Raw genomic sequence first — 12,374 nt, 5'->3', positions numbered from 1 at the left:
GTCGTTGCTGGCTTTTGCATTTATCCCTCGACGCTGCGGCGCGCAACCACATGCGTGCGGTAAAGCGCGATCATCCAGCCCGACTGGGGTCAAGCCCGCGTCGGACGATCAGTCCATTATGGCACTGATTGCTTTTCTCCGGATCACCATTCGCTAGAGTGAGACACAAAATAGGAGGCAACCATGAAAATCACTTGGCTAGGACACAGCTCATTTCGTATCGAGATCGGCGGGAAGGTGCTGCTTATCGATCCTTGGCTCACCGGCAACCCGATGCTGGCCGAGGATCAGCACACAGCGGCCACGGCAGGGGCCACGCATATCCTGCTCACTCACGCGCATTTCGATCACGTCGCTGACACGCTGGATCTGGCGCGAAATCTGAATATCCCCGTAGTCGGTCAGTATGATCTTATGTCTCATTGGGAAGAACATGAGAAGATTGCAACCGTTGGATTTAACAAGGGTGGCACAGTTGACCTAGGCGGCGTGAATGTCACCATGGTGCATGCTGTGCATTCCAGCAGCTTTGGCGGTGCCAATGGCCCCAACGTGCCGGGCACCGAGTGTGGATACATGATCGAACACAAAGACCGCACGATCTATGTCAGCGGCGATACGGACGTCATGGCGGACATGAAGGTGTTCAACGACCTGCATACGCCCGAGATTGGCATTCTGTGTGCCGGTGGGCATTTCACCATGGACATGCGCCGTGCCGCCTACGCCGCCAAGAGGTTCTTTAATTTCAAAACGGTAATTCCCTGCCACTACCGGACATTTCCCCTGCTGGAACAATCCGCCGAAACGCTGATCAACGCGCTGCCGGGTACCCGTGTAATCGAACCTCAGGTGATGGAGGCCATAGATATCTAGGTAGAGAGATGCAGGTATTTGGAACGGGTGAAAACCATCCGCTTTTTCTTGGCCGAAAATACCCCCGCCGGAGGCACGAAAACCTATTGCGCTCGGCGGGCGGAAAAGAAGCTCTTGAGCAGGCCTTCAGCTTCGTCTGCTGCGATTCCATCATACACCTCGGGTATATGGTGGCTTTGGCTGTGCGAAAAAACCCGCGCACCGTGCAGAACACCGCCCGATTTGGGATCAGACGCACCAAAATAGAGCCGAGCCACACGCGCTGCGGCGATCGCGGCTGCGCACATCGCGCAAGGTTCCAGCGTCACATAGAGCGCATACCCCGGCAGCCGTTCTGACCCCAGCGCAGAACAGGCCGCACGAATCACCAGAATTTCGGCATGGGCAGTAGGATCGGCCCATTCCCGGGTCCGATTGCCTGCCTGCGCAACCACTTTCCCATCCGGCGCAATTAACACCGCGCCCACCGGCACCTCGCCGCGTTGGGCCGCCGCGCGCGCCTCGGTCAGGGCGATATCCATATGGCTGGTAAAACTCATGCGCCTTGTCCTGCCGCACGATCTGCGCTTTCGCAAGGGCCCCGTTTCGGCTAAGCGGGGCGGATGAGCCAAAAGCCCCCTCCCGGCGACCGTATCGCCAAGGTCATTGCCCGCGCCGGTGTCGCCAGCCGCCGCGAGGCTGAACGACTGATTGAGACAGGTCGCGTCACAGTCAACGGCGTCAAGATTGACCGCGCTGCGCTGAACGTGACCGACAAGGACCGCATCACCGTCGACGGCAAACCGTTAAATGCGCCTGAGCCCGCGCGCCTCTGGCTCTATCACAAGCCAACCGGGCTGGTTACCACGGCCCGCGATGAACAAGGCCGGGCAACGATTTTTGACGAACTGCCCGAGGACATGCCCCGCGTGATGAGTGTCGGGCGGCTCGACATCAGTTCCGAGGGGTTGATCCTGCTGACCAATGATGGTGGCATAAAACGCAAGCTGGAATTGCCCAGCACCGGTTGGCTGCGCAAATACCGCGTGCGGGTCAAAGGCCGCCCGACGGACGACACGTTTGCACCGTTGCGTCAGGGACTAACCTTGGACGGTGAACGCTTTCAGCCCATGACTGTCACGCTGGACCGACAGACCGGCGCGAACGCATGGGCCACCGTGGCGCTGCGCGAGGGCAAGAACCGCGAAGTGCGCCGCGCGATGGAGTCCGTCGGACTGGCCGTGAACCGTCTGATCCGTGTCTCCTATGGGCCGTTCCAACTGGCGCAGCTCAAACCCGGCGAGGTCGAAGAGGTGCGCCCGCGTGTCATGCGTGACCAACTGGGGATGGAGGACAAGGGCGCCAAGCCAAAGACACAACGCCCCACACCCAAGCGCAAGCGTCGGTCCGACTGACACGGGAACAGACACGTCCCCAGCAAAGTTAGGGTTTGACAACCCGGCGCGTTCCCGGGTCAAACCGATGATCAAGTGACACGACTTTGGGGACCTTACCGATGGCAGACCTTCTGACCGCTGAAAACCTCGGCAATCTGTTGATGCTATGTTTTCTTCAGGCTGTTCTAGGCTTTGACAATCTTCTCTACATCTCGATCGAATCGCAACGTGCACCTGTGGCCATGCAAAAGGCGGTGCGCATGTGGGGGATCATCATCGCGGTTGTGCTGCGGGTGGTGCTGCTGTTCGTGATGATCCGGCTGATCGACGCGATGGCAGAGCCGTTTTTCATACTCAACTGGACCGGCGTGATCGAGGGCGGGGTGAATTTCGCCACCTGCGTTTTTGTGTTCGGAGGTGTTTTCATCATACATACGGCGGTTCAGGAAATCGCACACATGCTGAGCGTCGAGCATCTGAATGCCGATCTGGCAGATAAGGGAGGCAAATCGGCGGCCAAAGTGATCGCGCTTATTGTTCTCACCAATCTGATCTTTTCGTTCGATTCCGTGCTGTCAGCGCTAGCCATCACGGATGTCTTTCCGATTCTGGCCTTTGCGATCATCCTGTCAGGGCTGGCGATGCTGGTGCTGGCCGATGGAGTCACCCGTTTTCTAGAGAAAAACCGGATGTACGAGGTTCTGGGCCTCTTCATCCTGCTGATCGTCGGCGTCGTTTTGTTAGGCGAGGCCGGGCAAGCGGCCGCGCATGCCATGCATGACGACACATTGGCGTTAAAGTTCTTTGGTTACGAAGTGGTGCCAATGTCCAAGACGACATTCTATTTCAGCGTGGTGGTTCTGGTTGCGGTCGAAGTCATCCAATCGGGCTATACCCGAAAATTGAACGCCGAACGTCGCGCCGGTAAATCGCACTGAATCGCAGCGCAGAAAACAGGGGGGACCGGTCACGCAGGTTCCCCCTAGCAACCAGTCCCTCCATCACTTAGGTTTTAACCAAGGCGATAAAGGTCAGAAACGGAAACCAGATACCGAATGGGACGTGCATTTTTATTGGTTTGCGCAATCATGGTATTGATTGCATTGGCTGCTATGGTCGTCTCATCGGTTTCGCGTGCAACCGAAGACAGTCAAACTGCCGTGCGTGGACTGTCAGGAAGTATCGCAAGGAGAACGACAATGCAGAAAGTCGGTTTTGTGGCGCTACTTGTGCTTATGCTGGGTGTGACCAGCGGCTTTCTCGGGGGGCTTTGACGGGTATGGCCCAGAAATACGGTGGTAAGTTCAGCCCGGATGGATCCGACGCATCTGACGGCGCAGGACCACGCCGCGCATCTGTACGGGTGGACCCCGCAGGTGCTCGGTCGAACCTGATGTTCCTGCCGGCTGCTCTGGTGTTGTTTACCTCGCTCACGTCCGGTGCGGCGGGACTGACGCTGGGCGTTGTCGCCGCGGGGCTACTGGCCCTGTCGGCGTGGCTCTTGCGCGATGGTTTGCGCGCCGAGGCCGAATTCGCCAGTCGCAAGGTGGCGCGCGCGCCCGGCATCCCGCGCAAGATGTTCTCATCCGCGCTGGCCGGTCTGGGTATCGCCATCGCAGCTTACAAGGTCGAGCCCGGTCTGGTCGCGCCGCTGCTGTTTGGCGGCGTCACCACCGGATTGCATATTTTCTCGTTCGGCATCGATCCGATGAAATCAAAAGGCATGGAAGGCATTGACCAGTTCCAGACGGATCGTGTCGCTCGTGCGGTTGAAAAGGCCGAGGCCCATCTGGCGGCAATGAGTGACGCGATCAAACGCGCGGGCGATCGTCAGATCGAAGCCCGGCTGGAGCGGTTTCAGGACGCAGTCCGCGATATGCTCCGCACTGTTGAGGAAGACCCACGCGACCTGACAGCCGCCCGCAAGTACATGGGCGTCTATCTGATGGGTGCGCGTGATGCGACGATCAAGTTTGCGGATATCTATGCTCGCAGCGCCGATAAACAGGCGCGAGAGGATTATCTCACCCTGCTGCGCGATCTTGAGACGAATTTCGACGCCAAAACCCAGAAACTCCTACGCGACAGCCACAGTGATCTCGAGGTCGAAATCGAAGTGCTGCGCGAACGCCTTGAGCGCGAAGGCGTTCACCTCACGCATAATTCCCCGAGTTGAGAGGAAACATCACATGTCCGACACAGTCCGTCAAAAGGCCGCTGCCACACTGACCCAAGTCGAAGAGATCAGCGCCGTCGTGCTGCCAGAGCCCAAAGGCGCCACTGATATCGTGTTACTCAAGGATGCCGACAAACCCCTTAGCGATGCGATCAAGAAGCGCATGGGCGAGATCGACATGGAGGATACGCAATCAATCGTCTCCTTCGGGTCTGCCGCGCAGGCAGAGTTACAAGTCATTTCACAGTCCATGCTTCAGGGCGTGCGCAACAAGGATGTTGGCCCCGCGGGCGACAGCCTGCGCGGGATCGTTACCACGATCCGCGGCTTTTCCGTCTCAGAACTGGATGTGCGGCGCAAACGCACATGGTGGGAGCGTCTGCTGGGCCGTGCGGCCCCCTTCGCCAAGTTCACAGCACGGTTTGAAGAAGTACAGGGCCAGATCGACAAGGTGACTGAAGATCTGCACCAGCACGAGCACACGCTGCTCAAAGACATCAAATCGCTCGACATGCTCTATGAGAAAACTCTGGCCTTCTATGACGAGCTGGCGCTCTACATCGCGGCAGGCGAAGAGAAGCTGCGGGTACTGGACGAAAAAGACATCCCCGCAATGGAAGCCAAAGTGTCCAAGGCGCCCGAAAAAGATCAGGTAATGAAAGCGCAGGAACTGCGCGATCTTCGCGCCGCGCGCGATGATTTGGAACGCCGGGTGCACGATCTGAAACTAACACGTCAGGTGACGATGCAATCCCTGCCCTCGATCCGATTGGTGCAGGAAAACGACAAAAGCCTCGTAACCAAAATCAACTCGACCCTCGTGAACACCGTGCCTCTGTGGGAAACTCAGCTGGCACAGGCGGTGACCATCCAACGCTCTGCCGAAGCTGCCGCTGCCGTTCGTGATGCCAACGACCTGACCAACGAGTTGCTGACCGCGAACGCAAAAAATCTGCGCGAGAGCAACAAGATGATCTCGCACCGAGATGGAGCGTGGTGTGTTCGACATAGAGGCCGTGAAACAGGCCAATGCCGACCTCATCGGCACGATCGAGGAGTCCCTGCAAATAGCAGACGAGGGCAAGGCCCGCCGCGCCGCTGCCGAAACCGACCTCAAGAAGATGGAAGCCGATCTGCGCGACACGCTGGCATCGGCCAAGGCACGCGGCGACGGCACCGGTGACAATGTCGGCACGGCAGCCGGTGCGTAACCGCGGCTTGGGCATCGTGGCGATCATAAGGGCGGCGGTTATGGGCGTTGGGCTCGTGGCTCTGGCTGCGTGCGATATGCCCGTGACACCACCGTCCACATCGCCAAAGGCGCGCCCAACGAACCTGAAACCCACTCCCACTCCGCATGCCACCGGCCCATCAGTGCGCAGCCAGAACATGGCGCGATACTACAGTCGGGTTCAGGCGAACCTGCTGGCTCAGGGTCTGCTGCGCAGCGGTGGTGGCGGTGTCGATACCCCCTATTCCGACAACGATTTGTTGCGCAATTTCGAACGCATCGCATTCTATGACGAATACGAACGCAATCGCGGCCTCGCCCGATCCAACGGTCAGGCGGGCGGGCTGCGCAAATGGACGACGCCGGTACGCATGAAGGTCGAATTCGGCGATTCCGTACCCGAGGCACAGCGCAAGACCGACGTGCAAAACGTCGTGGCCTATGCCGACCGTCTGGCACGGATCACCGGGCACCCGATTTCGGCAGGCACCACTCAGGATGCCAATTTTCACGTGCTGATCGTAGGCGAAGATGACCGCGGCGCTGCTGTGACGCGCATTCAGCAACTGGTGCCCAACATCAACCAGTCGTCGGTGCTGCTGTTCCAGACACTGCCGCGCTCGATCCACTGTCTGGTGGTCGCGTTCTCGGACACCAAGGACGATCACACCTATCGCCGCGCCATCGCCTTTATCCGGGCGGAACACCCGGACCTGATGCGCCGCTCGTGCATCCACGAGGAACTCGCCCAAGGGCTTGGCCTCGCCAACGACAGCCCGCGCGCGCGACCATCGATCTTTAACGATGACGATGAATTTGCGCTGCTGACCACCCACGACGAAGAACTGCTGCGCCTGCTCTACTCGCCCCGCCTGACGCCCGGCATGACTGCCGAAGAGGCACGGCCGATACTACGCGAATTGATCGCGCAACGCGGCATCGGCCCCAGCTAATTACAAACAGGAGATCACCAGATGGGTATTTTCGATTTTCTCACCGGCGAATTCATCGACGTCATCCACTGGACCGACGACACCCGTGATACGATGGTTTGGCGGTTCCAGCGCGAAGGACACGAAATCAAGTACGGCGCCAAGCTGACCGTGCGCGAAGGACAGGCGGCGGTTTTTGTCCACGAGGGGCAACTGGCGGATGTCTTCACCCCCGGTCTCTACATGCTCGAAACCAACAACATGCCGATCATGACAACACTGCAACACTGGGATCATGGTTTTAAAAGCCCGTTCAAGTCCGAGATTTATTACGTCAACACCACCCGTTTCAACGATCTGAAATGGGGCACCAAGAACCCGATCATGTTGCGCGACCCGGAGTTCGGCCCCACACGCCTGCGCGCCTTCGGAACCTATTCCGTGCGCGTGGCTGACCCGGCCAAATTCCTGCTGGAAATCGTCGGCACCGATGGCGAATTCACCATGGACGAGATCAGCTATCAAATCCGCAATATCATTGTGCAGGAGTTTTCCCGCGTCATCGCCTCGTCGGGTATTCCGGTCCTCGACATGGCCGCCAACACCGCTGATCTGGGCAAGCTGGTGGCCGCTGCAATCAGCCAGACAGTCGCCGGATACGGTCTCTCTATCCCCGAGCTTTACATCGAGAATATCTCACTGCCACCCGCGGTCGAGGCCGCATTGGATAAACGCACATCCGTCGGGGTGGCCGGTGATCTGGGGCGCTACACTCAATATAGCGCCGCCGAGGCGATGACAGAGGCCGCCCGTAACCCGGCTGGTGGCGGCATGGCTGCGGGCATGGGCGCCGGTATGGGCATTGCCATGGCGCAGCAGATGGCCGATCAGAGCGGCCCATGGGGCACAGCCCCTGCCACGAACGCGCCCTCGTCCCAGATGCCGCCCCCGCCGCCGGTCGAGCGTGTATGGCACATCGCAGAAAATGGCGAGACTCACGGCCCCTACTCCAAGGCAGCCATGGGCCGCATGGTGCGTGACGGCAAACTGACCCGACAAAGTCACGTCTGGACCGCCGGACAGGACGGCTGGCTGCAAGCAGAGGACGTGGCCGAACTGGCCCAGCTCTTTACCGTGATGCCGCCGCCCCCGCCCGCTGGTTAACCCTCGCAAGGTCCGCGCATATGTCTTCAGACAGATCGCGTGGTCCTTGCCATTCTTCTTGGTAAAAATACTCAAATTCCAAGGACAACCACACTATGCCCTCGCCCGTCGCTGACACGCCATCTGAAACCCACCGCTTCCCCTGCGATAACTGCGGCTCGGATTTCCGCTTTTCTCCTGAAACGAGTCAATTGGTGTGCGACCACTGCGGCAACACCGAACCTGTCGCCGATGACAGCCCTTGGGCCAATCCCTTGGCAGAGCTTAATTTTGATCGTGCCATCGCCGTCGATCTGCCCGATCAGGACATGGAAGAAACGCGGGTTCTGCAATGTCCCAATTGCGCGGCACAGGTCGAATTCGACCCCGGTCATCACGCTGCCGAATGCCCCTTTTGCGCAACCCCTGTGGTGACAGACACAGGCACCAGCCGCCATATTAAGCCGCGTGGTGTGCTGCCCTTTGCCCTTGATGAAAAAACCGCGCGTGCCGCCATGACCGATTGGCTTGGCAAACTGTGGTTCGCCCCCAATGGCCTGCAGGAATACGCCCGCAAGGGGCGCAAGCTACAGGGCATCTATGTGCCCTACTGGACCTTCGATGCCGATACGAAATCCGCCTACCGCGGCGAGCGCGGCACTGTCTACTATGAAACCCGCACTGTCATGCGCAATGGCAAACGCCAGCAGGTCCGCGTGGCCAAGGTGCGCTGGCGAGGCGTTACCGGCCGGGTCGCGCGGTTCTTCGACGACGTACTGGTGCTTGCCTCGCGGTCATTGCCAAAGCAGTACACAGACGGCCTGCAACCATGGGACCTCGGGGCGCTGGAACCTTATCGCCCTGAATTCCTTGCAGGTTTCCGCGCCGAGGCTTACTCTGTGCCTCTCGAAGAAGGCTTTGTGCAGGCACGCAGCCATATGGACAGCATCATCACGCGCGATGTCAGGTTCGATATCGGCGGTGACCGCCAGCGCATTCACGACATCCAGACACAGGTCAATGACGTAACGTTCAAGCATATCCTGCTACCGGTATGGCTCGCCGCATACAAATATCGTGGCAAATCTTATCGGTTCGTGGTCAATGGCCGCACGGGTCGTGTTCAGGGCGCACGACCCTGGTCCGCGTGGAAAATCGGTTTTGCAGTCTTGATCGGACTTCTGATCGCCGGAGCCGTCGGCTTTGCACTGGCGCTGAACGAAGGGGCGATGTGATGAAAGATTACGACGCCGATCGTGCCGCGATCCTGCGCGATCTTCTGACTGCGCGTTATAGCTGCCGCGCCTTTCTGTCGCAAAGCGTGCCTGACGAGACCATCAGTGGAATCATCCGCGACGCCGGTCGCGCGCCGTCATGGTGCAATGCGCAACCGTGGCAGGTGACCGTGACACACGGCGTGGCCACTGACAGATTCCGCACTGCATTGGTCGAAACGGCAAAAGCGGCCGAACCTGCCCCCGACATGCCATGGCCGACCGCCTATAAAGGGGCCTACGGCGAACGCCGCCGGACCTGCGGCTTTCAACTTTACGAAGCGGTAGGAATTGAGCGCGGCGATCGTACTGGGCGTGCAGCCCAGACCATGCAAAACTATCACCTCTTTGGCGCACCGCATGTCGCAATCGTGCATGCCGATGCGGACCTTGGTCCCTATGCGGCAATGGATACGGGCGGATTCGTGACGGCATTCTGCCTGGCGGCCACCGCGCGGGGCGTCGCCACCATCGCTCAAGCATCGGTTGCCGCCTTTCCGGCCATGATCCGGGCGCATTTTGACCTGCCCGATGACCGCAACGTCCTATGCGCCATTTCCTTTGGATATGCCGACCCGGATCACCCTGCTAACGGGTTTCGCACCCAACGGGCGGACCTGTCCGATATTTACGACCCGCGCGGCTGAGATTTGTAAAACCGTGTAGCGTCTTGCGCAAGAAACGGGTCGCCTGCATGGGTCGGCCGGTTCTAGATGCCCATATGACCCAAGCTTCTCTCACACCCGCTGCCACTGTAATGTTGCTGGCCCTTGCTGCCGTCTGGGGCGGGTCATTCTTCTTTGCCGAGCTTGTCTTGCGCGAAGTGCCGCCGCTGACCATCACCCTACATCGCGTTGTCTGGGCGATACCGGTTCTTGCTATCGTGATCTGGTGGCAAGGCCAGAGCCTGCCCCGCAGCCCGCGGGTCTGGGGGGCTTATGTCGTGATGGGGACACTTAATAACGCGCTGCCCTTTTCGCTAATTTTTTGGGGTCAGACCCAAATCGAAAGCGGCCTTGCCTCGATCCTCAACGGCACTACCGCCGTGTTTGGCGCAGTTGTCGCCGGACTGCTGCTGGCGGATGAGCGTCTGACCCCACGCAAGGTAATAGGCGCGCTGCTCGGATTGGTCGGCGTGGCCATCGTCATGGGACCAGAAACGCTGGGCGGGCTTGATCTGCGTAACCTTGCGCAACTGGCAATTCTTGGGGCGGCGTTGTGTTACTCACTGGCTGGTGTCTGGGCCAAGATGCACCTGCGTGGCCAGTCACCCCAGATGAACGCACTGGGAATGCTTATGGGAAGTGCCGTCGTCATGGCCCCAGTTGCCCTATGCGTGGACGGCACGCCGCAGTTGTCGCTGTCGGGTGGCACATGGGCCGCACTACTGGGGCTTTCTATCCTGTCCACAGCCATCGCCTATATGCTGTATTTCGCTATTCTGACCCGTGCCGGGGCCGCGAACCTGATGCTCGTCACCTTGTTGATACCACCCTTTGCCATCGGTCTGGGCAGCGCGTTCCTGAACGAAACCCTAGGCCCAACTGCCATGGCAGGCTTTGGTGTGATTGCGCTCGGGATTCTGGTGACCGACGGGCGGGCTTTGCAAGTGTTCCGAAGATAGCCTTGCGCCCGCTCGCACGTCGGCGCATCAAGGGAAAAACACCGAGAGGACAAGCGAATGCGCGCTCTGATACAACGTGTGACCCAAGCCCGCGTCCATGTGGACGGTCATCTCATTGGCGAAACCGGTCCCGGTCTGCTGATCCTGATTTGCGCCATGCAGGACGACGATGACACGGCGGCCGTCACGATGGCAGCCAAGATCGCCAAACTGCGAATATTCACAGACCCAGAAGGCAAAATGAACCGCTCTGTCCGCGACATTGCAGGCACGGCTCTGGTGGTCAGTCAGTTTACATTGGCGGCAGATACCTCGCGCGGCAATCGCCCCGGATTTTCCCAAGCCGCCCCACCGAGCGAGGGCAACCGGCTATACCAGCTATTCACCGAAAGTCTGCGCGCAGAGGGCGTTCCCTGCGAGACTGGAAAATTCGGCGCGGATATGCAGGTTAGCCTGACCAACGATGGCCCGGTAACGATTTGGCTCGATGTCTAAAATCGCAAACTAGTCGCGAAAAATCTTAACCTGTAAAACTCGACCGATTTTATGAACTCTATGGTTCGCGGAATGCTTCCTGTGATTTGTAGAGCGGTTTGAGAAGGTATTGCAGAACCGTTTTCTGCCCTGTGTGCAACTCCACCTGCGCCTGCATGCCCGGACGCATTTCGATGCTGGCCTGACGCGGAGTCAGTGCCGTCATATCCACCCGTAACGTCACGCGGTAATGCGGATTCTTGTCTGCCTCCCGCGCGCGCTCTTCCTTGAACGTATCAGCCGAGATAAAATCGACCACACCCTTGAGCGTGCCGTAGATGGTGTAATCATAGGCTGTCAGCTTAATCGTGGCCTCCTGTCCATGACGCAGGCCCGCGATGTCTTCGGGCGGTACGCGCGCCTCGACAAAGAGTTCTTCGTCAAGCGGAATGATCGACGCGATCTCCTCGCCGGGGCGCACCACGCCGCCAATGGTCGTGACGCTGAGGTTGTTCACAATCCCGCGCATCGGGCTCACCAGCGTTGTGCGGTTCAGTTGGTCCTGGCTGGCCTTAAGGTTCTGTTTGAGGGTCGCAAGTTCTTTGAGCGTCTCGGAAAATTCCTGCGCGCGATCCAGTTCAGTCTGGGTCACGATCTCGTCATACCGCTTTTGCGCATCCGCATGCGCCTTGCGCGCGCGGGTCACTTCGATCAGCGCAACAATTTTGCGCGCCAGCATGTTCTCTAGCAGCTGTCGTTCTTCGGCCGCCTGATCAAGGACACTCTTTGCACCTTCACTACGTTTCACGAAATCAGCCTGTCGTGCAGACAACAGCGCGCGTTCAGATTCGACGATCTCTGGCGTGCGCGCCGCCATGACCGTTGGCACCTGAAAATCGAACTGACCTGCCAGCTCAGCCTCTAGCCGCAAACGTCGGATTTCCAGTGCATTGATCTGATCAAGCAGGTCTGCAACCGATGATTTGAACTGCGTGCCATGCAGCCGCGCCAGAACGTCACCGCGTTGTACGACATCACCCTCCTGCACCAGCAGCTCCGACAGGATGCCGCCTTCCAGATTCTGGATAATCTGCGGGCGCGAACTGGAAATAAATTCACCATCAGCGCGCACGATCTCGTCCAGCCAGGCGAAGGCGGCCCATAGGATAAACAGCCAGACGGTCGCGGCACATAGCCAAATGGTCAGGCTGGGTCCGCGCAGGCGGTCCCCCAATTGCGCCGAAAGGTTTGTACTGCTCACCGCCATC

Annotated in this window: 12 protein-coding genes and 1 pseudogene; 11 read left to right on the top strand and 2 right to left on the bottom strand. The window is 59.1% G+C overall.

Translation table 11 applies throughout. The annotated features are described in order from the left end of the window. Nucleotides 1-183: 183 nt before the first annotated feature. The gene (locus N7U68_RS19805; RefSeq protein WP_263047939.1) at nucleotides 184-876 is read left to right on the top strand and encodes a metal-dependent hydrolase; all 693 of its coding nucleotides are present in this window, start codon (nucleotides 184-186) and stop codon (nucleotides 874-876) included. An 83-nt stretch (nucleotides 877-959) separates the two neighbouring features. On the opposite strand, the gene N7U68_RS19800 is transcribed toward N7U68_RS19805, so the two are convergent. After that, nucleotides 960-1,415: a nucleoside deaminase gene (locus N7U68_RS19800; RefSeq protein ID WP_263047938.1), complete on the bottom strand. Its 456-nt coding sequence runs from the start codon at nucleotides 1,413-1,415 to the stop codon at nucleotides 960-962. A gap of 63 nt (nucleotides 1,416-1,478) precedes the next feature. Between N7U68_RS19800 and N7U68_RS19795 the strand changes: the two genes are divergently transcribed. The 10 genes and pseudogenes from N7U68_RS19795 (at nucleotide 1,479) to dtd (ending at nucleotide 11,127) form a co-directional block, all read left to right on the top strand. Beyond that, entirely contained in the window at nucleotides 1,479-2,270 is a 792-nt protein-coding gene (locus N7U68_RS19795; RefSeq protein ID WP_165192671.1) for a pseudouridine synthase, read from the top strand. Nucleotides 2,271-2,371: 101 nt separating this feature from the next. Continuing rightward, nucleotides 2,372-3,190 (top strand): TerC family protein, encoded by an 819-nt coding sequence (locus N7U68_RS19790; protein ID WP_263047937.1) that lies wholly within the window; start codon nucleotides 2,372-2,374, stop codon nucleotides 3,188-3,190. A 341-nt stretch (nucleotides 3,191-3,531) separates the two neighbouring features. Next, entirely contained in the window at nucleotides 3,532-4,428 is an 897-nt protein-coding gene (locus N7U68_RS19785; RefSeq protein WP_165192675.1) for a 5-bromo-4-chloroindolyl phosphate hydrolysis family protein, read from the top strand. A gap of 13 nt (nucleotides 4,429-4,441) precedes the next feature. Beyond that, nucleotides 4,442-5,639: pseudogene (locus tag N7U68_RS19780) on the top strand (toxic anion resistance protein). 40 nt (nucleotides 5,640-5,679) lie between these two features. Then, nucleotides 5,680-6,612: a DUF2927 domain-containing protein gene (locus N7U68_RS19775; protein WP_263047936.1), complete on the top strand. Its 933-nt coding sequence runs from the start codon at nucleotides 5,680-5,682 to the stop codon at nucleotides 6,610-6,612. A gap of 21 nt (nucleotides 6,613-6,633) precedes the next feature. Next, nucleotides 6,634-7,755, top strand: a complete 1,122-nt coding sequence (locus N7U68_RS19770) for an SPFH domain-containing protein (protein WP_263047935.1) — start codon at nucleotides 6,634-6,636, stop codon at nucleotides 7,753-7,755. Between the two features lie 95 nt (nucleotides 7,756-7,850). Then, nucleotides 7,851-8,969: a TFIIB-type zinc ribbon-containing protein gene (locus N7U68_RS19765; RefSeq protein WP_263047934.1), complete on the top strand. Its 1,119-nt coding sequence runs from the start codon at nucleotides 7,851-7,853 to the stop codon at nucleotides 8,967-8,969. Then, complete coding sequence (locus tag N7U68_RS19760; RefSeq protein WP_263047933.1) at nucleotides 8,969-9,655, top strand: nitroreductase; 687 nt, start codon at nucleotides 8,969-8,971, stop codon at nucleotides 9,653-9,655. Before N7U68_RS19765 ends, N7U68_RS19760 begins: the two co-directional genes overlap by 1 nt. Before the next feature lie 74 nt (nucleotides 9,656-9,729). Further along, nucleotides 9,730-10,632 (top strand): DMT family transporter, encoded by a 903-nt coding sequence (locus N7U68_RS19755; RefSeq protein WP_263047932.1) that lies wholly within the window; start codon nucleotides 9,730-9,732, stop codon nucleotides 10,630-10,632. 57 nt (nucleotides 10,633-10,689) lie between these two features. Further along, nucleotides 10,690-11,127, top strand: coding sequence for a D-aminoacyl-tRNA deacylase (gene dtd / locus N7U68_RS19750; protein WP_263047931.1), 438 nt, complete (start codon nucleotides 10,690-10,692; stop codon nucleotides 11,125-11,127). A 58-nt stretch (nucleotides 11,128-11,185) separates the two neighbouring features. Here dtd and N7U68_RS19745 read toward each other — a convergent pair whose 3' ends face one another. Further along, complete coding sequence (locus N7U68_RS19745) at nucleotides 11,186-12,373, bottom strand: beta-barrel domain-containing protein (protein ID WP_263047930.1); 1,188 nt, start codon at nucleotides 12,371-12,373, stop codon at nucleotides 11,186-11,188. Between the last annotated feature and the right edge of the window lies 1 nt (nucleotide 12,374).

It is taken from the genome of Roseovarius pelagicus (assembly GCF_025639885.1).
Lineage (GTDB): Bacteria > Pseudomonadota > Alphaproteobacteria > Rhodobacterales > Rhodobacteraceae > Roseovarius > Roseovarius pelagicus.
This window is presented reverse-complemented; position numbering and strand designations above follow the sequence as displayed.

Excerpts from the sequence above, each read along its gene's own strand:
- N7U68_RS19760 (WP_263047933.1), top strand. The coding sequence starts at position 8,969 with ATGAAAGATTACGACGCCGATCGTGCCGCGATCCTGCGCGATCTTCTG.
- N7U68_RS19770 (WP_263047935.1), top strand. The coding sequence starts at position 6,634 with ATGGGTATTTTCGATTTTCTCACCGGCGAATTCATCGACGTCATCCAC.
- N7U68_RS19755 (WP_263047932.1), top strand. The coding sequence starts at position 9,730 with ATGACCCAAGCTTCTCTCACACCCGCTGCCACTGTAATGTTGCTGGCC.
- N7U68_RS19805 (WP_263047939.1), top strand. The coding sequence starts at position 184 with ATGAAAATCACTTGGCTAGGACACAGCTCATTTCGTATCGAGATCGGC.
- N7U68_RS19765 (WP_263047934.1), top strand. The coding sequence starts at position 7,851 with ATGCCCTCGCCCGTCGCTGACACGCCATCTGAAACCCACCGCTTCCCC.
- N7U68_RS19785 (WP_165192675.1), top strand. The coding sequence starts at position 3,532 with ATGGCCCAGAAATACGGTGGTAAGTTCAGCCCGGATGGATCCGACGCA.
- N7U68_RS19790 (WP_263047937.1), top strand. The coding sequence starts at position 2,372 with ATGGCAGACCTTCTGACCGCTGAAAACCTCGGCAATCTGTTGATGCTA.
- N7U68_RS19795 (WP_165192671.1), top strand. The coding sequence starts at position 1,479 with ATGAGCCAAAAGCCCCCTCCCGGCGACCGTATCGCCAAGGTCATTGCC.
- dtd (WP_263047931.1), top strand. The coding sequence starts at position 10,690 with ATGCGCGCTCTGATACAACGTGTGACCCAAGCCCGCGTCCATGTGGAC.
- N7U68_RS19745 (WP_263047930.1), bottom strand. The coding sequence starts at position 12,373 with ATGGCGGTGAGCAGTACAAACCTTTCGGCGCAATTGGGGGACCGCCTG.
- N7U68_RS19775 (WP_263047936.1), top strand. The coding sequence starts at position 5,680 with ATGGGCGTTGGGCTCGTGGCTCTGGCTGCGTGCGATATGCCCGTGACA.
- N7U68_RS19800 (WP_263047938.1), bottom strand. The coding sequence starts at position 1,415 with ATGAGTTTTACCAGCCATATGGATATCGCCCTGACCGAGGCGCGCGCG.